The sequence below is a fragment of the Kitasatospora sp. NPDC054939 genome (assembly GCF_053610105.1).
Map to the genome: position 1 here is coordinate 101293 of NZ_JBSGXP010000004.1, position 20577 is coordinate 121869.

Annotated in this window: 21 protein-coding genes and 1 pseudogene; 9 read left to right on the forward strand and 13 right to left on the reverse strand. The window is 72.9% G+C overall.

Features of this window, described 5'->3' with window-relative positions; all coding sequences use genetic code 11:
• Positions 1–74: 74 nt before the first annotated feature.
• Entirely contained in the window at positions 75–626 is a 552-nt protein-coding gene (locus tag ACWGB8_RS02645; protein WP_452209516.1) for a DUF6245 family protein, read from the reverse strand.
• 39 nt (positions 627–665) lie between these two features.
• On the opposite strand from ACWGB8_RS02645, the gene ACWGB8_RS02650 reads away from it, so the two are divergent.
• Complete coding sequence (locus ACWGB8_RS02650; RefSeq protein WP_452209518.1) at positions 666–998, forward strand: hypothetical protein; 333 nt, start codon at positions 666–668, stop codon at positions 996–998.
• Here ACWGB8_RS02650 and ACWGB8_RS02655 read toward each other — a convergent pair.
• Complete coding sequence (locus ACWGB8_RS02655) at positions 942–1706, reverse strand: maleylpyruvate isomerase family mycothiol-dependent enzyme (RefSeq protein WP_452209519.1); 765 nt, start codon at positions 1704–1706, stop codon at positions 942–944. The two genes, ACWGB8_RS02650 and ACWGB8_RS02655, sit on opposite strands and share 57 nt — an antisense overlap.
• 116 nt (positions 1707–1822) lie before the next feature.
• Between ACWGB8_RS02655 and ACWGB8_RS02660 the strand changes: the two genes are divergently transcribed.
• Positions 1823–2026 (forward strand): hypothetical protein, encoded by a 204-nt coding sequence (locus ACWGB8_RS02660; protein ID WP_452209521.1) that lies wholly within the window; start codon positions 1823–1825, stop codon positions 2024–2026.
• Positions 2027–2052: 26 nt separating this feature from the next.
• Here the strand turns inward: ACWGB8_RS02660 and ACWGB8_RS02665 are convergent, their stop codons facing one another.
• The 6 genes and pseudogenes from ACWGB8_RS02665 to ACWGB8_RS02690 all read right to left on the reverse strand — a co-directional run bounded on the left by ACWGB8_RS02665 (position 2053) and on the right by ACWGB8_RS02690 (position 4052).
• Positions 2053–2262 carry a DUF397 domain-containing protein gene (locus ACWGB8_RS02665; RefSeq protein WP_452209523.1) on the reverse strand — a complete coding sequence of 70 codons (210 nt, stop codon included), beginning with the start codon at positions 2260–2262 and terminating at the stop codon, positions 2053–2055.
• Positions 2263–2284: 22 nt separating this feature from the next.
• The gene (locus ACWGB8_RS02670; protein ID WP_452209525.1) at positions 2285–2494 is read right to left on the reverse strand and encodes a DUF397 domain-containing protein; all 210 of its coding nucleotides are present in this window, start codon (positions 2492–2494) and stop codon (positions 2285–2287) included.
• Between the two features lie 32 nt (positions 2495–2526).
• On the reverse strand, positions 2527–2733 hold the full coding sequence (locus ACWGB8_RS02675) for a DUF397 domain-containing protein (RefSeq protein ID WP_452209569.1): 207 nt from the start codon (positions 2731–2733) through the stop codon (positions 2527–2529).
• Between the two features lie 159 nt (positions 2734–2892).
• Positions 2893–2976: pseudogene (locus ACWGB8_RS02680) on the reverse strand (DUF397 domain-containing protein); the annotation flags it as partial.
• A 37-nt stretch (positions 2977–3013) separates the two neighbouring features.
• Positions 3014–3220 carry a DUF397 domain-containing protein gene (locus ACWGB8_RS02685; RefSeq protein WP_452209527.1) on the reverse strand — a complete coding sequence of 69 codons (207 nt, stop codon included), beginning with the start codon at positions 3218–3220 and terminating at the stop codon, positions 3014–3016.
• On the reverse strand, positions 3210–4052 hold the full coding sequence (locus ACWGB8_RS02690; RefSeq protein WP_452209528.1) for a helix-turn-helix domain-containing protein: 843 nt from the start codon (positions 4050–4052) through the stop codon (positions 3210–3212). The genes ACWGB8_RS02685 and ACWGB8_RS02690 overlap by 11 nt, the downstream gene beginning before the upstream one ends.
• 125 nt (positions 4053–4177) lie before the next feature.
• Between ACWGB8_RS02690 and ACWGB8_RS02695 the strand changes: the two genes are divergently transcribed.
• From ACWGB8_RS02695 to ACWGB8_RS02705, 3 genes are read left to right on the forward strand one after another with little or no spacing between them, the layout of a single operon-like run.
• A complete protein-coding gene (locus ACWGB8_RS02695) occupies positions 4178–4579 on the forward strand; it encodes a hypothetical protein (RefSeq protein ID WP_452209530.1) in 402 nt (133 codons plus the stop codon).
• Positions 4580–4599: 20 nt separating this feature from the next.
• A complete protein-coding gene (locus tag ACWGB8_RS02700) occupies positions 4600–4806 on the forward strand; it encodes a hypothetical protein (RefSeq protein WP_452209532.1) in 207 nt (68 codons plus the stop codon).
• A complete protein-coding gene (locus ACWGB8_RS02705) occupies positions 4803–5105 on the forward strand; it encodes a hypothetical protein (RefSeq protein WP_452209533.1) in 303 nt (100 codons plus the stop codon). Before ACWGB8_RS02700 ends, ACWGB8_RS02705 begins: the two co-directional genes overlap by 4 nt.
• An 80-nt stretch (positions 5106–5185) precedes the next feature.
• Here the strand turns inward: ACWGB8_RS02705 and ACWGB8_RS02710 are convergent, their stop codons facing one another.
• Both ACWGB8_RS02710 and ACWGB8_RS02715 read right to left on the reverse strand, forming a co-directional pair.
• A complete protein-coding gene (locus ACWGB8_RS02710; protein ID WP_452209534.1) occupies positions 5186–7513 on the reverse strand; it encodes a collagenase in 2328 nt (775 codons plus the stop codon).
• A 178-nt stretch (positions 7514–7691) separates the two neighbouring features.
• On the reverse strand, positions 7692–10085 hold the full coding sequence (locus ACWGB8_RS02715) for a collagenase (protein WP_452209536.1): 2394 nt from the start codon (positions 10083–10085) through the stop codon (positions 7692–7694).
• Positions 10086–10510: 425 nt separating this feature from the next.
• Between ACWGB8_RS02715 and ACWGB8_RS02720 the strand changes: the two genes are divergently transcribed.
• The 4 genes from ACWGB8_RS02720 to ACWGB8_RS02735 all read left to right on the forward strand — a co-directional run bounded on the left by ACWGB8_RS02720 (position 10511) and on the right by ACWGB8_RS02735 (position 17184).
• On the forward strand, positions 10511–11518 hold the full coding sequence (locus ACWGB8_RS02720) for a hypothetical protein (protein ID WP_452209538.1): 1008 nt from the start codon (positions 10511–10513) through the stop codon (positions 11516–11518).
• Between the two features lie 135 nt (positions 11519–11653).
• Positions 11654–13528, forward strand: coding sequence for an HSP90 family protein (locus tag ACWGB8_RS02725; protein WP_452209540.1), 1875 nt, complete (start codon positions 11654–11656; stop codon positions 13526–13528).
• Positions 13525–16410 carry a hypothetical protein gene (locus ACWGB8_RS02730; protein WP_452209542.1) on the forward strand — a complete coding sequence of 962 codons (2886 nt, stop codon included), beginning with the start codon at positions 13525–13527 and terminating at the stop codon, positions 16408–16410. The genes ACWGB8_RS02725 and ACWGB8_RS02730 overlap by 4 nt, the downstream gene beginning before the upstream one ends.
• Before the next feature lie 153 nt (positions 16411–16563).
• Positions 16564–17184, forward strand: coding sequence for a mycothiol-dependent nitroreductase Rv2466c family protein (locus tag ACWGB8_RS02735; protein ID WP_452209544.1), 621 nt, complete (start codon positions 16564–16566; stop codon positions 17182–17184).
• A gap of 204 nt (positions 17185–17388) precedes the next feature.
• On the opposite strand, the gene ACWGB8_RS02740 is transcribed toward ACWGB8_RS02735, so the two are convergent.
• Genes ACWGB8_RS02740 through ACWGB8_RS02750 form a run of 3 tightly spaced genes read right to left on the reverse strand, consistent with a single transcriptional unit; the run spans position 17389 to position 20523 of the window.
• Positions 17389–18303, reverse strand: a complete 915-nt coding sequence (locus ACWGB8_RS02740) for a TauD/TfdA family dioxygenase (protein WP_452209546.1) — start codon at positions 18301–18303, stop codon at positions 17389–17391.
• On the reverse strand, positions 18300–19889 hold the full coding sequence (locus tag ACWGB8_RS02745; protein WP_452209548.1) for an AMP-binding protein: 1590 nt from the start codon (positions 19887–19889) through the stop codon (positions 18300–18302). The genes ACWGB8_RS02740 and ACWGB8_RS02745 overlap by 4 nt, the downstream gene beginning before the upstream one ends.
• Positions 19876–20523 carry a thermostable hemolysin gene (locus tag ACWGB8_RS02750; RefSeq protein WP_452209550.1) on the reverse strand — a complete coding sequence of 216 codons (648 nt, stop codon included), beginning with the start codon at positions 20521–20523 and terminating at the stop codon, positions 19876–19878. The genes ACWGB8_RS02745 and ACWGB8_RS02750 overlap by 14 nt, the downstream gene beginning before the upstream one ends.
• Positions 20524–20577: the final 54 nt, after the last annotated feature.

Below are 20577 nucleotides of genomic sequence, written 5' to 3' on the forward strand. Positions count from 1 at the left end.
CGCTGCGGAGAGCCTCCGGCCCGCCACGACGGCCCAGCCCGGATCCCGAACGCCGCCCTTCCGGCCGGAGCGGGCTACTCCTTCAGCGGCGCCAGCTGGGCCAGGAACTCGTCGACGTTGCCGAGGGCCTCGTGGAGGACCTCCCGGATTCCTTCCATCGCCCGGTGCTGCTCCTCGAAGCTCGCCAGGTCGCCCGCCGGGATCGCCTGCCAGATCGCCCCCATCACGTCCAGGATCGAGGCCGCGGCCTGGGCGGCGAGCGCACCGGCGACCGCGACCTGCCCGGAGTTGTCGGAGTCCGCGAAGACCGCCAGCGGAGCGGCTCCCCGCCGTATCTGCCAGGCGAGGAAGGCGACCAGCAACACGTCGTCGTCCGCGACGCCCGCGAACTTCAGCTGGTCGGACCAGCCGAGCTGTATACGGGAGTCGTCGGCCGCGGCCAAGGTCACGTCGGCCATCAGCGCGTGCACCTGCACCGCTCCCAACAGGCGGCTGAGCAGCCGCATCCGGCGGATCGCGGCGTCGCCCTCCCGATCGGCCGCCGTCTCCTCGCCCGAGGACCTCCCCAGTGCATCGAGGGCCGCGATGATCTGCTCCGGCGTCGGTCGTGCTTGATCGTTCGTCATATCGGCACGCTACCCGCCCCTACTGACGGAGTCCGGTCCTTGAAGAACGGAAACTGGCGATCCGTCAGCACGTCCAAGAGGACGTCTCCCTTCCTGCGCCGTCGGCGGACCCCGGCGCGCATCGCCCGCCGAGACGTCGAGTCCTCTCAGCGCCTCGGCGGGCACTGCTGGGTGATCGACCGCGCTGCCGCCCGGCTCGGCGGCTTCCGCCGGCTCCACCGCCGCTACGAACGCAAGGCCGACCACTTCGCCGCCTTCGCCGGCATCGCAGCAGCCACCATCTGCACCCGCAGACTCTCCGGAGGGGATGTTCCCTCAGCCCCAGTTCTGCAGCTGCTGGAGCAGGTCGGCATCGCCCTCCACCCGCAGTGAGTCGGCCGAGATGCGCATGTACATGAGCAGGGCCATCTCACTCGCCGTGCCGTAGAGGGCGGCGGTGGGCTTGCTCTCGGCGGCCTCCGCCGCGGTGAGACGGGTGAAGCGGGAACCGGCGGCGTCCACCGTCTGGCGCCAGGAGCCCGCCCCGGCTGCGTGGTAGTCCATGGTCGCGGGCTCGCCCGGCCACGGGACCGTGACGGTGCAGACGGTGGCGAGGAACTCCTCGATGGCGTCGACCGCCTCGGTCGTCGGCAGCTCCTGCGGGCTACCGGAGGCCAGCTGGGCGTCGTAGGTGTGGATCAACGACTCCGGGACCCGGCGGCGGGCCGCGGCGGCCACCGTGTGCGGCGAGGCCAGCGGCTCCCACCAGGCCCAGCAGCCCCGGTCCGGGCCGGCCTCGCGCAGAGCGGTGATCAGCTGCTCCGTCGAATCGGCCAGCCAGGCTATGAGGGCCTCGCGCTCCCTGGGCGCCGCCACCCCGTCCTTGCTCGGCCGCTCGTCGCCTGGCGAGGTGTTCCGCACGATGTGGGCCCAGAAGCGGTCCCCCTCACTGAGGTGGTTCGCCAGGTCGTACAGCGTCCAGCCGGGGCAGGACGGTACGTCGGCGTCGAGGCTGGGGGCCGCGGCGACGGCGTCGCGGAACGCGGCGGACCGCTCGTCAATCATGCGCAGCAGGGTGGGGAAGTCGAGATGCTCAGTCACGCAGACCTTGTATCACCCGAACCGGAACTTCCGCTCGCGAATTAGGCCCCACATGAGATGTCCTCACATGCAGCCCCCGTGGGGCACATCCGCGTGGCCCGGGGGATCTCCGCCCGATGCTGACCGACCGTGCCTACTGGGGTGTCGGCTCAACCGTCCGCACCCCCTGCCGCCGCCACCATGAACTGCTGTATTGCTACCGGCAGTACAACCGCGACCCCGCCCGGCAGACCATCCGCACGGCCCGATGCTCCACCAACCGTGTCAGCCGCGTGATCGCCGTCGTCCACACTCCCATGGGCCTGCAGAACCCAGGCTGAGAGAGGTTCGGAGCGGGCGGCGGCGGTCAGGTGCTGCCGAACTCGCCGTTCCGGACAGCGCCGACGAAGACGGCCCACGTGGTGCGGGGGAAGGCGAGGGTGGGTCCCTCGGGATCCTTGGAGTCCCGGACGGGGACGACGCCGGGGAGGCTCGGCGAGACCTCGACGCATACGCCGCCGTTGTCGCTGTAACTGGACTTGTACCAGCGAAGGTTGGGCGGATCGACGCTGTGCACGGGTTCTCCTCGGGATGGAGTGTCAGGCTCCGCTGATCTCGTCGTCGCGGAGGGCCGTGATGAACGAGCGCCAGGCATCGGCAGGGAAGAGGAGGACGGGCCCCTCGGGGTCCTTGGAGTCGCGCACCGGGACGACATTTCGACTGTGGGCGGCAACTTCAACGCAGTCGCCGCCCTGCTGGCTGTAGCTGGAGGTGAACCAGCCGGAGGGGACGAGGTCGGAGGAACGCATTCGACTACCTTCCGAGAGGCGAGGCAGGCTGGTCAGACGCCGAACTCGTCGGTTCGGACAGCGTGGACGAAGGAGCGCCACGCATCGGTGGGGAAGAGGAGGGCGGGACCCTCGGGGTCCTTGGAATCACGGACGGGCACGAGGCCGGGCAGGTCCGAGGAGACCTCGATACATTCTCCGCCGTTGTTGCTGTAGCTGGAGACGAACCAGCTGATGCTGGTCAAGTCGTGCGACGGCATTGGACTTCCTTCCAGCAGAGCGCCCGATAGGTCAGAGTTCGCCGAACTCGCCGGTCTGGATCGCGTCGACGAACGAGTTCCAAGCGGCTGATGGGAAGCAGAGGGTCGGCCCCTCGGGTCCTTGGAGTCCCGGACGGGGACGATCTCGTGGTGGAAGTGCAGCGCCACCTCGACGCAGTTTCCCCCGTTGCCACTGTGGCGACTCTTCACCCACTGGGTGCCGCCGGGATCGGTGACTGACATGGCAATCCTCCGAGTGTGACTGCTCACGTAAGGCGTATCAGATGCGGCCGAACTCTTCGGCTCGGACGGCAGCGACGAAGGCGTCCCAGGCGGCGCGGGGGAAGACGAGCGCCGGGCCCTCGGGATCCTTGGAGTCCCGGACGGGGACCAGGCTCGGGACGTTCGATGCGATCTCGACGCACGTGCCGCCGTTGTTGCTGTAACTGGACTTGTACCAATTGGCGCTGGTGAGGTCAGCGGTCATTGAGCAGCTCCTTTCGTGCAGTGCGAATCAGTGCGGCGGAGTCGGCGGTCGACAGCGCCTCGACCTGCAGCCGATCGTAGTCTCTGTCCCAGGCAACCACAGTGTCCCGCTCGCGCTCAAGCAATCCCCGCTGATGGGATTCTGTGTAGCCGAGCATCGTGCCGTCTGGAAGGGTTACCAGGTTGATGGGCAAGGTGAAGGGTACGTGCTCGCCGCGGGAGAGCGGAACGACCTGAAGGATGATGTTCCGGTGCCCTTCGAGGCTCTCCAGGAACGAGAGCTGGGATGACATGACGTCCAGTCCGCCGATGGGACGGTAGAGGCAGCTCTCGTCCAGTACTGCATGGACCATCGGAGGCGAGTCGCGTCGCAATAGACGCTGACGCAACTCCAAGTACTCAAGACGCTGGTCGGCCTGTGCCTGCGTAATGCTGCCCCTGCGGACGGCGCCCGTGGTCAGGGCTTGTGCGTACTCGGCTGTCTGCATCAGTCCTGGGATGAGCGCCAGATCGAACAGCCTGATCTTGGCGGCCTTGGCTTCGAGTGTCGCGTACTCCGGGAAGCCCTCCAGAAGTGCGGTGTGCTTGTGCTGGAACCACATGAGCAGCATGGTTCCGCCGGTCTCCAGCACCTCGTCCACTCGGCGGGCGAACTTCTCGCTCGGTGCCTCGCGGGATGCAAGTTCGGTGTAGGAGACGTAGGAGGGGTCGTAGCCGATCTTGCTGGCGAGCTGGGCCTGTGTCAGCCCTGCCGCCTCCCTTGACCTGCGGAGTTGGATGCCGAACGGGGCCCAGTGACTTGATGTCGGGTCAAGTTCGCGTCGATTGACCATGGTTCACCAACTTGGGGTGCGGTTCCACTCATGTCCTGATCTGGCACCGATCGTACGCGCTGTGCGGCCATCATGAGTACAGAACGTGAAAGCTCGACTGCACTGAGCAATCGATGGAGATCGCTGTGACGAACCACGCTCCCACCACCCCCACCCCCACCCCCACCCCCACCCCCAACCCCGCCTCCCGTCCCTCGGGTTGGTCCTTCGGCTACCGGGACTTCCCGCCCTGTACCTGCGACAGCCCCGACTGCAACGGGCGTCCGGAGGCGGAGATCGCGATCGTGCCGGGGCATTCGGAGTCCGGGGCGTCCGCCGGCCGGCCCGGCCCGGGGGCGCCGTTCGCGGCTGCCGTCGGGGCGCTGGTGCTGGACTCGTTGAACGACCGGCTCGGCACGGTCATGGAGTACATCCCGAACTCCCACTCCGTGTACCTGCGTCCGGAGCGCGGCGGCTGCGAGTGGGAGACGGACGCCCGCTGGCTCCTCCGCCCGCCGGCCACCGCCAATCTGCGGGCGGCGTCGTGAGGGCGGACCGTGACCGCGAGGTGGCCGCAGTTGCCACCGCCGTGGTGTCCCTGAGCACGCTCCTGGCGACCACCGCCGTGCTCCCGCTCGGAAGGACGCAGGTGCCGACCCGGTGCCTGGTCTGGTTCCTGGTGTTCCTCGCCTGCCTGATGGCCGGCGGGCCCGCCGCCGAACCGTTCCTCCGCCGTGCGGCCCGGCGGCGGGCGAGAGCGCGGGGTGAGGGGTGAGCGCCGAGCGCAGAACCGGGGACGGCTGGACGGCCGACTACTGGTTCCACAACATCCTGACCCAGCGCCGTGCGGAGGGCCGGACGACGGCCGACTCGTTCGAGGCGCTGGCGGTGTCGCTGATCGCCACGGCGAGCGATGTCGTCGGCCGTGACACCGAGCCGCTGCACGCCTTCGGCGAGACGCTGCTCCGCACGGCGCGGCTCGCGGCGCAGCTGCGGGGTCATTGGGAGTACTCGCCGACCGGCTGCCACGAGTGGGCCGATGTCACGGTGACCCGCCATGCATGGGAGCCGTGAGCACCAGTGGGACCGCCGGTGCCGGCCGGGCAGCCCACCCCCGTGAGGGCTGCCCGGCCGGTGTCATGGGCGGGGTGCGGTCAGCGGCGGAGGGGGCCCTCGCAGGAGTAGTCGGCGGTGCCGGCACGGCCGTCGGGCCAGATGTCGACCTTGCCGAACCAGCAGTTCATGTCGTTGAGGTTGTCGGCGGCGGTTCCTGCTCGGGTGAGGAGGTAGTAGTCGACGGTCTTGGACATGTCCTTGCGGACGGCGCCGGGGTCGGCGGCGTTGCCGAGGTTGGCGGTGATGCGGCCGGTGCAGGTGAAGCGCATCGTGTTGTTCCAGTCGCCGTTGTCCTTGCAGACCGGAGTGTTGGACGTGGCCGAGGCGAAGGCGTGCTGCACCTCGGAGGCCCAGGCGTAGTCGAGCTGACCGTTGGCGGTGTACTTGGTGTCCGGGACGTACAGCGAGTCGGCGAGCGGGACCTGCTGGTCGAGGTAGGCGGTGTACTCGGCCTGGAGGCCGGTGTCGCGGCCGAGGCGGGCGCGCCAGGCGTCGTAGCCGGTCTTGTCGTCGGCGCGCAGCAGCCGGTACATCTCGGCGAGTTGCTCGGGGCGGCGCTCGCCGAGCAGGTTGAAGAGGACGGCCGCGTAGGGGTAGGCGCGGAAGCCCTGGTTCTCCCAGGTGGCGTGCAGGATCTGGTCGACGGTGAGGCGGGGGAAGCCGTCGCGGTCGTCCCAGGCGATCTGGCGGACCATGTACTTGCGGGCCTTGACGCCGTCCTTGCCGGTGGCGCCGGCGAAGTACTCGGCGGTTCCCTCGTTCATGGCGAAGGTGGCGGCGCCGGGCCAGCGGGTGGTGTAGCCGGTCTCGGGGATGGCCCAGCGGGCGTTGAGGTAGTGGACGTACTCATGGCGGAAGAGCTCTTCGAGGCTGAAGTAGGACTCGGCGGTGGTGCGCTGGTAGGTGTAGAAGGTGGACTGCTCCTCCATGAACATCCCCCCGTTGGCGACGTCGCCGATGCCGAACAGGACGCGCTGGAGCGCCTGGTAGTTGGCCTTGGTGTCGTACAGCTGCACGGTGAGCACGGGGTGGTCGTCGCCGGGGAGCGGCTGGTCGGTGCCGATGGTGCGGAAGAACTGGGCCTTGACCTGCTTGGTGGCGTAGTAGAGCTGGTCGGCCGTGGCCCGGTCGAGTGCCGTGCGGACGACCAGGGTGCCGTTGTCGTAGGTGTAGGTGTGGGGGAAGATCTCGCGGTCGATCTCGGAGCGGCAGACGCGGTGGGTGTCGCAGAGGCCGAGGTCGTTGACGGGGCCGACCAGGTTGGCCCAGGGGCGGGTCATCCGGCCGAAGTTGGCGGTGGTCTGCTGGAGGACGGGGCCGATCTGCGCGGTGAGCTCGGCCTTGAGGGCGCCGATCGAGGCGAACCGGCCGTACTCCAGCATGGCGTCGGCGACGGCCCACTCGCTCGTGGTGCCCTTGAGGTGGCTGTGTCCGGCGTAGGCGCGGAAGGCGGCGCGGTAGTCGGCGTCGGCGGCGACGGCGGCGCGGAAGAGGCCCTGCGGGTCCTCGCCGACGTTCTCGATGCCCTGGAAGTTGATCTGGAGCGCGCCCTGCACGGCCCAGTTCCAGCCGCGGTCGCCGACCATCGGGCTGCCGGGGGCGAAGAGCCGGACGATCTGCTTGACCAGCGGGAGGCGGCCGAGGCGCAGGCCGGGGGCGGTGCCGGTCTGCAGGAGTTCGCCCATGGTGTCGCCGTTGGTGGTGGTGGGTTCGAACACCCGCGGGTTGGCGGTGTAGGCGCGGATGGCGCGGTCGATCGCGGCGACGGTGTCGGCGTCGGAGATGTCGATCTCGGGGTGGCCGAAGTCGAAGAAGACGGCGATGTGCAGGTAGTACCAGAGTTCCTGCTGGTTGAGGTTGTTGGCGCTGTCGAAGCGGGGCGCCAGCTCGGTGACCTTGTCCGCGACGGCGCGGACGTGCGCGGGCGTCATCACCTTGGCGGTTTGAACGTTCCAATTCACCAGCAGCGGGCGCAGGCAGTCCTGGTACGTGTGGCTGCGGTCGGTGAGGAAGGCGACGAGCTGCGCCGGGGTGAGCGCGGTGAACGCGTCGGCGGTGCAGCCGGCGTCCCGGTCGGTCTGTGCGGCGACGGCGGCGAGGGCGGTCTCGGCGGCGTCGCCCCGGGCGGTGCCGGTGGTGGGCTGGAGTGCGGCGGCGCCGGGCCAGCCCTGCGGACCGGCGGCGCCGGCGGCACCCGCGGACCCTGCGCCCTCGGGCCCGTGGGCGCCGCCTGCGGGAGCGGAGGCGGGCGTGGGGACGGGCGCGGCGGGTGCGGCGGCCTGCGCGCTCTGGACGAGCGGCGTGGCGAGGGCGGCCGAAAGAGCCAGTGAGAGCAGGGATTTGCGGACGGTTCCGGTGGATCGCAAGGAGTACTCCTCGGAGCGGGTGTGGGGGTGTGGGGGTGTGCCGGTGGGGCTGCCGGGCCGTCCGCCGGGGGAGGGGGGAGGCGGCGGGGGCCGGAGCGTTGCCGGTGGAGCGTCCGGACCGCCGGCCGGGGGATGGGGGAGGCGGCGGTGGTCCGAGGCGCGGGGGCGAAGGTGTGGACTACCGCCGCAGCGGGCCCTCGCAGGTGTAGTCGGCGGTGCCGGCGGTGCCCGTGCTCCAGACGTCGACCTTGCCGAACCAGCAGTTCATGTCGTTGAGGTTGTTGGCGCCGGCGACGTCCTTCGTCCGGGTGAGGATGAAGTAGTCGACGGTGGACGACATGTCCTTGAACACCCGGTCCGGGTTGCCGGAGTCGGAGAGGTTGGCGGTGATCCGGCCGGTGCAGGTGAAGCGCATCTTGTTGTTCCAGTCCGCGTTGTCCTTGCAGACCGGGGTGTTGGAGGTGGCCGCGGCGAACGCGGTCTGCACCCCGGAGGCCCAGGCGTGGTCCAGGCTGCCGTTGGGGACGAAGGTCGTGCTGGGGACGTAAAGGCTGTCGACGGCGGCGATCTGGGCGTCCAGGAAGGCGCTGTACCCGGTCTGGAGGGCGGCGTCGGCGCCCAGGCGGGTGCGCCAGGCGTCGAACGCGGCCGGGTCGTCGGCGCGCTGGTGGGCGTACATCTCGCGGATCAGCGCGGGGTGCTGCTGCCAGAGGTACTCGAAGAGGGTGCCCGCGTAGTTGTAGAAGTGGAAGGCTGGGGTGGACTCGTAGGTGGCGTGCAGGATCTGGTCGACCGTCAGGCGCGGGATGCCCTTGGCCTCGTCGGCGGCCAGCCTGCGCACCAGCGACTTGCGGACCCGGATGCCCTCGTCGCGGGTGGCGCCGTCGAAGAACTCGGCGGTGCCCTCGTCCATCGCGGTGGTGAGGTTGTTCGCGTACCAGCGCGGGTCGTTGAAGTAGCCGGGGGTGGCCCAGCGGCCGTTCAGGTAGTGCACGTACTCGTGCCGGAACAGCTCCTCCAGGGTGAGCTGGGAGTCCTGCGGCACCCGCCGCTCGTAGGTGTAGAAGGTGGCGCCGCGCTCGATGTACACGCCGCCGTTGGCGGTGCCGTAGCCGGTCAGGACGGGGTGGTAGACCTCGTAGTCGGCCCGCGAGGCGTACAGGTGCACCCGCAGCGTGGAGTTGGGGTCCCCGGCGAGCGGGCGGTCGGTGCCGAGCACCCGGAAGTACTGGGCCTTGACCTGCTTGGTGGCGTAGTACATCCGGTCGACGGTGGCCCGGTCGAGGGCGGTGCGCACCACCACGGCGCCGTTGTCGTACGTGTAGGTGTACGGGAAGATCCGCGCCTCCAACTGGCTCGTGCAGACGCCGAGCTGCTCGCATACGTTGAAGTAGGCGGCCCAGCCGATCACCTTGGCCCACGGGTCGGACCACTCGCCGAAGCCCGCCACGACGTCCTTCAGCAGCGGCCCGAGGTCGGCCACGACCGCGTCGCGCAGCGCCGGGACCTGCCCGAACCGCCCGTACTCGGCCATCGCGTCGCGGGCCGCCCAGGCGGTCTTCGTGCCCTTGAGGTGCCCGTACGAGGCGTAGGCCCGGAACGCGGCCCGGTAGGCCGGGTCGGCGGCGACGGCGGCCAGGAACGCCGGGTCGCCGTTGCGGATGCCCAGGTAGTTGAGGTTGAGGGCCTGGAGGACGGCCTTGCTCCACTGGGCGTTGTCGGCGACCGTCGTTCCGGGGGCGAGCACCGCGAGGATCCGGCGGGCCACGTCGAGGTTGCGGTGGCGCAGCCCGTCGCTGCCGGCGGTGATGGCCAGCTCCCGCAGGGTGGCGGCGGCGAGGTCGGTGCGGTCGAAGGCGTGCGGGCCCGCGGTGTACGCGTCGACGGCCCGCTGGACGGCGGCGAGGGTCGGCTCGTCGGTGATGTCGATCTCGCCGTGGTTGAAGTCGTGGTAGGCGACGGCGTGCAGGAAGGTCCACAGCTCGTAGAGGTGGGAGGCGCCGGTGCCGTCGTCGCCGGGGGAGAGCGCGGCGATCTTGTCGGCGACCGCCCGGACGTGGGCGTCGTCCATGGTGCCGGCGAAGCGGGCGTCCCAGGTCCACAGGAAGGACTTCAGGCAGCCGTCGGCGGTCACCGCGGGGTCGGTGAGGAAGGCCACGAGCTGCGCGGGGTCCAGCCCGGTCATGCCGTCCAGAGTGCAGGGCACCCCGGCCGCGGTGGTGGCGGCCGCGGATCCGGCGGCCCCGGCGGCGATCTGATCGGCGGTCGGGGCGGGGGCGCCCACCCGGTCGGCGATCAGGCCGGGGATCAGGGAGTCGCCGAGCGAGCCGCCGCCGGGGGCGGGGGCGGCGGTGCCGGTCCGCGGGACGGAGTCGCCGAGGCGGTCGACCTCGTCGTAGGCGGTGCGCTCGGGCAGCTCCGCGGTGGCCGGGGCGGTCGGCTGCGCAGGGGATGTGGGGGCGGGCGCGGCCGGTCCGGGGGCGGCCTGGGCGCTCTGCAGGGCGGGCAGGGTGAGGCCGGCGGCCAGGACGGCGGCGAGCAGAACCCTGCGCGCGGTACGGGGAGTTGACACCTGGGCTCCTGTGGAGGGAGGAGGAATGGGGCAGGCGGTCGGGCGGTGGGGCACAGCGGTGGGGGCAGAGCGGGGTGGCCGACGGGGAGGGGGAGGGTCGGGCCGCGGACGTCGTCGCGGTGCCGGAGTCACCCGTGGGGCGGGGATCCGGCGGTCGACGAGTGCGTGAGATGTAACATAGTAATGTGAAATTGCATTCACAAGAGGAATGAGGGCCCGTTACCCATCCGTGCCCGGACGGGACATCGACCGCCCCCTCCCCCGACTCCGAGCGGCCCGCGCCGGAAAACCCCCCCGGCAGCCTGTCGGCCGTCCGTGATATGTACTCCCTTGATCACCGTCGCACGACCGTACGACGGCCACGAACGAGTCGGGCACCGCGCCGACCGGGCGAGTACGGGCAAGAACCAGAGGGGGCCGAAGAGATGGCGCTGTTCCGACGCCGCAGCGCAGGGGGCGGCACGGACACCCGCACGGCCCGCCGGCCGTTCGGCCGCTCCCGGAAGGACGACGTCCTCACCGTCGACCCCACGCACGGCGACCCGCTCGGCCGGCTCGTCCTCGCCCAGGTCGAGGAACTCGACTGGCCCGCCCTGCGCGACACCCTCACCGGCGTCACCGACCAGGCCGACCTGGTCTGGCTGGTCGACCTGATCAGCGACACCGAGGGCATGGAGAAGTGGACCCCGAAGGCCATCGCCGCCGAACCCGGCTCCGCCCTCCCGCTGCTCCTCTCCGGCGCCCGCCACATCGACTGGGCCTGGGAGGCCCGCACCGGCGCGTACGCCAAGTACGTCACCGAGGAGCAGTGGAAGCTCTTCCGGGAGCGGCTGCTGATCGCCGAGGACCACCTCTACCGGGCCGCCGAACTCGATCCGCGGATGCTCGCCCCCTGGCACCTCCTGCAGACCACCGCCCTCGGCCTCTCGCTCGGCCCGGACGTCGCCCGCCACCGCTTCGAGGCCGCGGTGCGCCGCTGCCCCGGCCACGTCGGCACCCACCGTGCACGGCTGCAGCAGCTCGCCGCCAAGTGGGGCGGCTCCCACGAGGAGATGCACGCCTTCGCCCGCGCCTCGATGCTGGCCGCCCCCGAGGGCAGCCCGCTCGGCGAACTCGTCGCCCTGGCCCACATCGAGCACTGGCTCAGCCTCGACAGCGGCGAGGACGGCGACTACATCCGCTCCAAGGCCGTCGTCGCCTCCCTGCACGAGGCCGCCCGCCGCTCGGTCGGCCACCCGGCCCATGTGCGCACCCGCGGCTGGGCGTCCGCCTACAACAGCTTCGCCATGGCCTTCTCGCTGGCCGGCGAACTCGCCACCGCGCACGCGCTGTTCGGGGCGATAGGCGACCGGGTCACCGCCTCGCCCTGGCGCTACCTCGCGGGGGACCCGGTCGACGCGTTCCGCTCCCACCGCAAGCGCTGCACCGGGTAACCGCCGCGCCCGTCGCGCCCGCCGCACCTGCCCCGCCGAAACCGCCCCGCCGCACCCGCCCCGCCCCGCGCCGCGCACCCGCCCGCCCGCCCGCCCCGAGCCCCGCTCCCGCTCCCGCGACCGAAAGAGCCCCAGGTGACCACCCCCTCCGATCCGACGAGCACGCACACCTTCCAGGTCGACCTGCGCGGCCTGGTCGACCTGCTCTCCCACCACCTCTACTCCAGCCCCAAGGTCTACCTGCGCGAGCTCCTGCAGAACGCGGTCGACGCGATCTCCGCCCGCCAGACGCTCGACCCGGCGGCGCCCGCCCGGATCACCGTCCACGCCGACGACGACCTCACCGTCACCGACACCGGCATCGGCCTCACCGAGGCCGACGTGCACACCTTCCTCGCCACCATCGGCCGCAGCTCCAAGCGCGACGCCGACGGCGGCCTCGACGGCGCCGGACTCGCCGGCGCCCGCACCGACTTCATCGGCCAGTTCGGCATCGGCCTGCTCTCCTGCTTCGTCGTCGCCGACGAGATCACCGTCCTCACCCGCTCCGCCGCCGCCCCCGACGCGCCCGCCGTCGAATGGCGCGGCAACTCCGACGGCAGCTACACCATCCGCACCCTGCCGGCCTCCGCCAAGCCCGAGCCCGGCACCACCGTCCGGCTCAGCCCGCGCGCGGACGCGGCCCAGTGGACCCGCCCCGGGACGGTCCTCGAACTCGCCCGCAGCTACGGCAGCCTGCTGCGCCACGAGGTCACCGTGGTCGACCCGCGCGGCACCGCCACCCGGATCGACCGCACCCCGCCGTGGGACGAGCGGCATGGCTCCCCGCTCGCCCGCCGCGAGGCGCTCACCGCGTACTGCCGCTCCACCTTCGACTTCACCCCGCTCGACACCATCGAGCTCGACCTGCCGCTGGTCGGACTGCGCGGCGTCGCCTACGTCCTGCCGGACGCCGCCCCGCCCTCCCGCCGGGCCGGCCACCGGGTCCACCTCAAGGGCATGCTGCTCTCCGAGCAGGCCGACGAACTGCTGCCCGACTGGGCGTTCTTCGTCCGCTGCGTGGTCGACACCGACGGCCTGCGCCCCACCGCCTCCCGCGAGGGCCTGTACGCCGACGAGACGCTCGCCGCCGTCCGCGACGCCCTCGGCGCCCGCATCCGCGACTGGCTCACCGGCCTGTCCGCCAGCGACCCGGCGCTGCTGCACCGCTTCATCGCCGTCCACCACCTCGCGGTCAAGGCGCTCGCCCGCTACGACGACGAGCTGCTGCGGATGCTGCTGCCCTGGCTGCCGTTCGAGACCACCGACGGCACCGTCACCCTCGACGAGTTCGCCCGCGCCCACCCCGTCGTCCTGGTCACCCGCACCGTCGAGGAGTTCCGCCAGGTCGCCCCGGTCGCCGCCGCGGCCGGACTCGGCGTCGTCAACGGCGGCTACACCTACGACCGCGACCTCGTCCACCGGCTCCCCGAGATCCGCCCCGGCAGCTCCGTCGCCGACCTCGACCCCACCACCGTCACGGCGCACCTCGACACCGTCGACCCCGCCGCCGAACTCGCCGCCGCCGCCTTCCTCACCGTCGCCCGCGAGGTCGTCGGCCGCTTCGACTGCGACGTCGCGCTGCGCAGCTTCCACCCCGCCAGCGCCCCCGCCCTGCTCCTCGACAACCGCGAGGCCCGGCATGAACGCACCCGCGCCGCGCTCGCCGACGAGGCCGACGGGCTGTGGGCCGACATCCTCGGCTCGCTGCGCGCCGAGACCCCGCGCGCCCGGCTCGTCCTCAACCACCTCAACCCGCTGGTGCGCCGGGCCACCTCGATCACCCACCGCGAACTCGCCGTCACCACCGCCGAGGCCCTCTACGGGCAGGCCGTCCTGCTCACCCGCCGCCCGCTGCGCTCCAGCGAGAGCGCCCTGCTCAACCGGTCGTTCATCAACCTGCTCGACCACGCCATCCTCGGCCACGAGGCCGCCGGCCGGACCGAGCCGCCCGCGGAGGAGACCCGATGACGGACGACCGGTCGCCCCTCGCCACCCCCGACGACGTCCTGGACGCCCTGCGCGAGAACGACGCCCGCCCCTACGGCCGGCAGCGCACCGTCACCGCCGAGGAACTCGTCGAGGCCGCCGACCAGTTCGACGACCCCAAGCTGCACGTGCTCGCCCTGCTGGAACTCATGGAGGCGTACGAGTACGACGGCGAGCGCCGCAAGTCCCCGGTCGTCTTCGCCCGGGTCCTCAAGCTGTGGGACTCCGACCCGGAGAGCTTCACCGAGTGGGCCGCCCAGCAGGTCTTCTGGCGCTTCAAATGGGTCGCCACCGCCCTGCTGAACACCCCCGAGGTGCCGCTCGACGCCGTCCGCCGCTGGCTCGACGAGATGCGCGAGCGCTACACGAAGGCCGGACACGACCTGCAGCCCTACTGGGCCCAGCGCTACCAGCTCGCCCGGCACACCGGCACCGGCGAGGCCGACGCCTTCGACCTCTGGGCCACCCGCCCGCGCAGCCGGCTCAGCGACTGCGCTGCCTGCGAACTCCGCGACCGCGCTGACCACCACGTCCGGGCCGGCGACGACGAGCGCGCCCTGCGCGAGTGGCAGCCCGTGCTGGCCGGCGACCAGGGCTGCTCCGAGGAGCCGTACACCAGCCACGCCCACTCCCTGTTGCCGCTGCTACGCCTCGGCCGCACCGACGAGGCCCGCTCCGGCCACCTCGTCGGCTACCGCTACGCCCGCGGCAGGACCGCGATGACCGCCGCCGTCGGCCTGCACCTGGAGTTCTGCGCGCTGACCGGCAACGAGCCGCGCGGCCTGGAGATCCTCGCCGAGAACCGCGACCTGCTCGCCGTCACCGGCGACGCGGCCGGACGCCTCGGCCTGCTCACCGGCGTCCACCAACTGCTCGCCCGCCTGGTCGCGCTCGGCCACGGCGACACCGCCGTCAGCGGCCCGCCCGGCAGCTCCTGGACGGCCGCCACCCTGCTCGCGCACGTCGCCGCCGAGGGCGAGGCGCTGGCCGCCCGCTTCGACGCCCGCAACGGCACCGGCGCGGTCGGCGACCGGCGCCGCGCCGCACTCGCCCGGCAGCCGCTGCTCGACCGGCCGCTCGCCCTCGGCGTGCGGGCCGCCGCGGCCGCCACCGTCACCGCCCCGGTGCCGGCCCCCCGCCCGGCCGCCGAACCGGCCCCCGAGGACTTCACCGCCCTGGTGCTGCGCGCCCGCGAACTCCTCGCCACCGGCCACCCCGACGCCGACCGGCTCTGGGACCGCGCCGCAGAGCGGTACGAGGCCGACCCCGGGCTGCACACCGACGCGGTCGGCCCGGTCGCCCGCCTGCGCGCGGAGATCGCCGAGCGGCGGGCCCACGCCCTGGTGGACGCCGGCCGGTACGCCGAGGCCGCCGAACGGCTCGCCGCCGTGGCCGGGCTGTTCGAGCAGGCCGGGATGCCCGGCCACGCCCTGCTGGTGCGCACCCGGGCCCTGGTCGCCCACCTCGGCGACGGGGACGGCGCGCCCGTCGACTGGCCCGCCCTCGACGAGGCCCTGCGCGCCGCCGAGGCCATGCCGGCCGGCGTCCTGGACCCCGACGACCGGCTGGTGCTCCTGCAATGCCGGGCCTTCGCCGCCCACCACGACCTCACCGGCGCCCTGGGGGACGACGACGCCGAGGTGCCCGCGGCGCTCACCGAGCGCTTCACCGCCACCGTCACCGCCTACCGGAGCGCCGCCGAGGCCGCGGGCTCCGCCCGGCGCACCGCACTGGCCCGGCAGTTCACCGCCGACCTGGCCGCCCGGCAGGGCCGCACCGCCGAGGCCCTGACCGAACTGCGGGCCGTCCTCGCACAGTTGGAGGCCGCGGAGCTGCCCTGGGTGGCCCTGCGCCCGCTCGGCCTGCTCGGCCAGGTGCTGCTCCACCACGGCGAGCCGGCCGAGGCCGCCGAGACCTTCCACCGGGCCCTCGCCGGGGCCGCCCGCTGGGGCGACGACGACTTCCCGGTCGCCGCCACCCAGCTGATGCTCGGCCACGCCCTCGCCGTTTCCGGCGAACCGGAGGCCGCCGTCCGGGCGCTCTCCGAGGCCGCCGACCGCTACGACCGGGCCGGGCGCACCGGGGACGCCGCCGAGGCGCGGCTCCAGCTGGCCGGCCTGCTGCGCGGCATCGACCGCACCGGCGACGCGGTCGCCGTCCTGGACTCGGTGCTCGCCGACCCCGCCACCGCCGGACTCGACGCACGGCTGCTCGCCCAGCTCCGGCTGGACCTCGCCCGCGGCCTGCACGAGCTGGAGGAGTACCGGGACGCCGCCGAGGAGTACCTGCGGCTCGCCGACGCGGTGGCCGGGTGGGAGGAGCAGGACACCCACACCATGGCCGCCGCCGAGGCCGCCGTCGCGCTCGCGTCGGCCGGGCACTGGGAGGCCGCCCACACGGCCTGCGAGCGCGCCCTCGCCTCCCACGAGAGGGCCCCGCGGACCGACCAGATCGCCGCCATGCTGCGGGAGTTCGCCCGGCTCACGATGGCCGCCGAGGGGCCGGACGGCCTCGCCGCCGCACTCGCCCACCTCGACCGGGCCGACGCGCTGCCGGACGCCGGCTGGTACCGCACCGGCGCCTCGCACTACGAACGGGCCCGCACCCACGCGGTCGCCGACCGCCCCGCCGAGGCGCTGGCCTGCGCCGAGCGGGCCGTCGCCGCCTACGACGGGGCCGGCCCGGACGGCGAGCGCCCGCGGGCCGAGGCCGTCCGGCTCGCCGCCGTGCTGGAGGGCGACGTGCTCGACCGGCCGGACGCCGCCCGCGCCCGGCTCGTCGCGGCCGCCGCCCGGGCCCGCGCCGCCGGGCACCCGGACGCCGCCGACGTGCTCACGGCCCTGCACGACCGCCTGGGCGGCTGAGGACGGGCCGGCCGGACCGGGAGGGCCCGGCCGGTCCGGCCGGTCGGCCGAAGTGGCCCACGGGACCGGGGGCGGAATGGACCCCGGCAGTGGGCCGATCCCTTCCTAGGGTGGAGGAGTAGCGACTTCCCCCCGTGGAGAGGACAGGGTGTCATGACGACCACCGCCGATGCCTGGCTGGACCCGATCTGCCCGTGGGCGTGGGTGACCTCGCGCTGGCTGCTGGAGGTCGAGAAGGAGCGGGACGTGGCGATCCGCTACCACGTGCTGAGCCTGTCGGCGCTGAACGAGGGCCGCAAGGGCCTGGAGCCCTGGTACCGGAAGTGGCTCAGCACCGGCTGGGGCCCGGCCCGGGTGGTCGCGGCGGCCGAGGCCAAGGCCGGCAACGAGGTCGTCGGCCCGCTCTACAACGCGCTCGGCGAGCGGCTGCACACCCAGAAGGCCCGCCGCAGCCGCAAGACCTACGAGGCGGCGCTCGCCCAGGTCGGCCTGCCGGTGGAGCTGGCGGCGGCGGCCGATTCGGAGGAGTGGAACCAGGCCCTGCTGGACAGCAACAAGGCCGGGCTGGCCCCGGTCGGCGAGGACCTCGGCACGCCGACCATCCACTTCCCGCAGCCGGACGGCCGGGTGTCGGCCTTCTTCGGCCCGGTGGTCGCCCCGGTACCGCGCGGCGCGGAGGCGGGCCGGCTCTGGGACGGCATCGTCACCCTGGCCGGGATCGAGGGCTTCTACGAGCTGAAGCGCTCGCGGACGCGTCCGCCGACGGTGGACTGACGGCGGACGGCACGACAGCGGGGCCCCGGGGGAGCTGCTCCCCCCGGGGCCCCGCGGCGTTCCCGGCGTCCCTGCTGCCTCCCCCCCGCCGGGGCGCTGCACAGGGTCGGCGGCACAGGTTCACCGGTACGAGGGCCGGTACGCACGAGGGCCGTACCGCGCCCGTCCGGATCGGGTGCGGTACGGCCCTCGGCGGTGCGAGCCCTACGGCAGCAGCTCGACCGCCAGGTAGCTCTGGGCGTTGTAGATGGTGCGGGCGGTGTCCTCGATCGCCCGGCGCCCGTGCATGACGCGGGTGTTGTCGATGAGGGCGACGTCGCCGTCCTGCCACTGGAGGTCCTCGGTGGCCTCCTCGGTGAGCCGGCGCCAGTGGTCGAGCAGGGGGCCACCGAGTTCCGTTCCGTCGGCGAAGGTGATGGTCGGGGTCTCGTAGTTGTAGGACGGGCCGAAGATACTGGTGGCCCAGGCCGGCGTGGCGGAGAACAGCGAGGGGTGGACGGCGGCCGTGCGGTAGGCGTAGGTGATGGAGCCGTCGGGGTTGAGGTCGATGGTGGTGGAGTCCCGGTCGTTGGCCAGGCCGGTGATGTCGTCGACGGTGATCTCGGCGAGCGGCTTGGTCCCGCCCAGGTGGTGGTGGACGAACGCGCGCCACTTGGCCTCCTCGACGACGCGCGTGTACACGATGTCCTGCGCGGCGAACGGCGCCCGCAGCTCGGCGGACGCGGACTCCCAGACCCGCACGCCGTCGCAGACCGTGGTCTGCGAGCCGCTGGCGGCCGCCTTCTCGCACAGGAACCAGGTGAGGTCGGGCCCGAAGGGGCTGTTGCCGTTCTCCAGGTGCAGGCCGACCGCGGCGGTACCGGCGTCGACCATCTGGGCGACCTCGCCGCCGTGGAAGGAGCGGGCCGGGTCCAGGGTGACCCGGCTGGAGTGCGCCTTCACGAAGCCGGAGAACTCCTCCAGGTCGGGCCGGAAGCCGCGCAGCAGCAGGAACCCCGCCTCGGCGAGCAGGTCGACGACGTACGCCGGGTCGAGGGCGTCGAGCGAGCGGGCGGTGCCCGGCGTCAGCAGCAGTCCGCTGCCGGTGCCGTACGGGGCGACGATGGCTGGGGTGGTCATGACTGCCTTCCGGAGGGGGTCGAGGGGGCGGACAGGAGTGCTGCTTGGACGGCGCCGCGCATCGGTCGGCCGGTGACGGTGAAGAACCTGCGGTACAACTCCTCGGTGCTGTGCACCAGGTGGACGGTGGAGACCCGCTCGACCTCGGAGAGGTGCTCGGCGCCGTACGCGGTGATGGCGCGTTCGGCGTCGTCGAGGGCGGTGCCCCCGTGGACCAGGAAGAGGCCGTGCAGGGCGGCGAGCCCGTCGCCGAAGACGACCGCGGCGTGCACGCAGGGGAGCCGGGCGTACTGCGCCTCCACCCATTCGGGGGCGACGTTGCGGCCGGCCGCGGTGATGATGACGTTCTTCTTGCGCCCGGTGATCCGCAGGTAGCCGTCGGCGTCGAGCTCCGCGAGGTCGCCGGTGTGCAGCCAGCCGTCGGCGTCGAGGACGAGGCTGGACGGGTCGTCGCGGGTGTAGCCGGCGAACAGCGAGGTGCTGCGGACGAGCAGTTCGCCGTCCTCGCCGAGCCGGACCCGGACGTGGCCGAGCGGTCGGCCCACGGTGCCGGGCCGGTGCGCCCGCGGGGTGTTCCAGCTGACCACCGAGCTGTTCTCGGAGAGGCCGTAGCCCTCGTACACGGGGACGCCGTGGTCGAGCAGCCGGGTGAGGGTGGACGGGTGGGAGGGTGCGCCGCCGCAGCAGATCAGCGGGACGCGGTCGGTGCCGAACAGTGCGGGCACCACCGGTTCGCCGGCCAGGGCGGCGGCCCCGGCGGCGTGTTCGAGTTCGGTGACCACGGCGGGCGGGGCGACCAGGGCGGTGGGGCGGACGGCGGGCATTCGCCGCACGACGTCGCGGGCGGCGTCGGCGGCGGTGCCGACCAGGGCGGTGTCCTCGGGCAGCAGCACCACCGTGCCGCCGTCGAGCAGGACCAGGTAGAGGCCGGTGACCTGCTCGATCAGCAGGCTGAGCGGCACCATCGACAGGTAGCGGAGGAACGCGCCGGGCGGCATCTCGGCGCGCAGCGAGGTGAGCAGGGCGTCGAGCGCGGCGGAGCGGATCCGCACGCCCTTGGGACGGGAGGTGGTGCCCGAGGTGTGGATGATCTTGCACTCGCGGTCCGTGCCGGGCTCCCGGCGGACCGGGAAGTCCGGTGCGCCGGGGCCGAGTTGGCTGCCGAGCTCGACCAGCCGGGCGGCGTCCAGCGGGACCACCGGGCAGTCCGGGCGGAGCACCCGCCGGTGGCCCCACTCGGCGAGCCGGCGCAGCCCGGGCGCGTCGGCGAGGCAGAGGTCGGCGCCCTCCAGGAGTCCGGCGGCCTGCTCGTGGGAGAAGGCCAGCGGGACGGGGATCTCGACGTCCTCGCCGCCGAGCAGGGCGAGGTCGGCGATCACCGCGGCGGGCGTGTTGCCGCAGACCACGCCGACCCGCAGCACGCCGCTGCGGGTCCGGCCGGCCAGTTCGCCGGCCAGTGCCCGGGCGGCGCCGATCACCTGGCGGTAGGTCAGGACCAGCCCGGGTGCGTCCCCGGAGCCCAGCACCTCCACCAGCGGCCGGTCGCTGTCGGCGCGTTCGCGCAGGACCCGCTCAACGGCCCGCATGGCCGACCAGCTCCCCTCCGGTCTCGACCACCGGCAGGTCGAGCAGCGAGTAGCGGCCGGTCATCTCGGAGAACAGCCGGTGCACGGCGGCCAGCGGGATCACCCCGACCTGCGGGGCCTGCTCGTAGTAGCTGCCCCAGCAGGCGAGTTCCTCGTTCGCCAGCACCGCCGGGTCGGCCGGCCCGTACGGGACGAACTCGATGCCGAGCCGGGCGAAGGTGGCGGTCAGCTGCCGGGTCGCGGTGCACAGGATGTACTCCATGCCCAGGCACCAGGCGACGATCGGGGTGAGCCGGATCAGCTCCAGGCCGGTCCGGCTGACCCGGGAGGCGAGCGAGCCGACCTCGACGATCCGGTCGCGGTCGACGGCGCCGCCGGAGAGGTCGCGCAGCCGGCGCTCCAGCGGGCCGTCGAGGTAGCGCTCGGAGAAGAACGGGCGGTCGGGGGAGGCGAAGGTGAGTCCGGTGACCGCGAGCGGCCACCGGCCCTCTCTGTCGTCCTCCTCGTGCACGACGATGAAGCAGTCGGGCTCGGACTGGACCTCGGCGCCGTACCAGCGGGCGTAGACGTCGCGGACGACGTCCGAGGAGGAGTGCCAGGACGGCGAACTCCTCGGGGCAAGGGCGATCTTCATTGCGGTATCCCTCTCGGTAGGCCCGCCGGCGGCCCGGGACACCGGACCCCGGAG

Excerpts from the sequence above, each read along its gene's own strand:
- ACWGB8_RS02730 (WP_452209542.1), top strand. The coding sequence starts at position 13,525 with ATGACGGACGACCGGTCGCCCCTCGCCACCCCCGACGACGTCCTGGAC.
- ACWGB8_RS02690 (WP_452209528.1), bottom strand. The coding sequence starts at position 4,052 with ATGGTCAATCGACGCGAACTTGACCCGACATCAAGTCACTGGGCCCCG.
- ACWGB8_RS02675 (WP_452209569.1), bottom strand. The coding sequence starts at position 2,733 with ATGCCGTCGCACGACTTGACCAGCATCAGCTGGTTCGTCTCCAGCTAC.
- ACWGB8_RS02720 (WP_452209538.1), top strand. The coding sequence starts at position 10,511 with ATGGCGCTGTTCCGACGCCGCAGCGCAGGGGGCGGCACGGACACCCGC.
- ACWGB8_RS02660 (WP_452209521.1), top strand. The coding sequence starts at position 1,823 with ATGCTGACCGACCGTGCCTACTGGGGTGTCGGCTCAACCGTCCGCACC.
- ACWGB8_RS02670 (WP_452209525.1), bottom strand. The coding sequence starts at position 2,494 with ATGCGTTCCTCCGACCTCGTCCCCTCCGGCTGGTTCACCTCCAGCTAC.
- ACWGB8_RS02645 (WP_452209516.1), bottom strand. The coding sequence starts at position 626 with ATGACGAACGATCAAGCACGACCGACGCCGGAGCAGATCATCGCGGCC.
- ACWGB8_RS02740 (WP_452209546.1), bottom strand. The coding sequence starts at position 18,303 with ATGACCACCCCAGCCATCGTCGCCCCGTACGGCACCGGCAGCGGACTG.
- ACWGB8_RS02745 (WP_452209548.1), bottom strand. The coding sequence starts at position 19,889 with ATGCGGGCCGTTGAGCGGGTCCTGCGCGAACGCGCCGACAGCGACCGG.
- ACWGB8_RS02685 (WP_452209527.1), bottom strand. The coding sequence starts at position 3,220 with ATGACCGCTGACCTCACCAGCGCCAATTGGTACAAGTCCAGTTACAGC.
- ACWGB8_RS02735 (WP_452209544.1), top strand. The coding sequence starts at position 16,564 with ATGACGACCACCGCCGATGCCTGGCTGGACCCGATCTGCCCGTGGGCG.
- ACWGB8_RS02750 (WP_452209550.1), bottom strand. The coding sequence starts at position 20,523 with ATGAAGATCGCCCTTGCCCCGAGGAGTTCGCCGTCCTGGCACTCCTCC.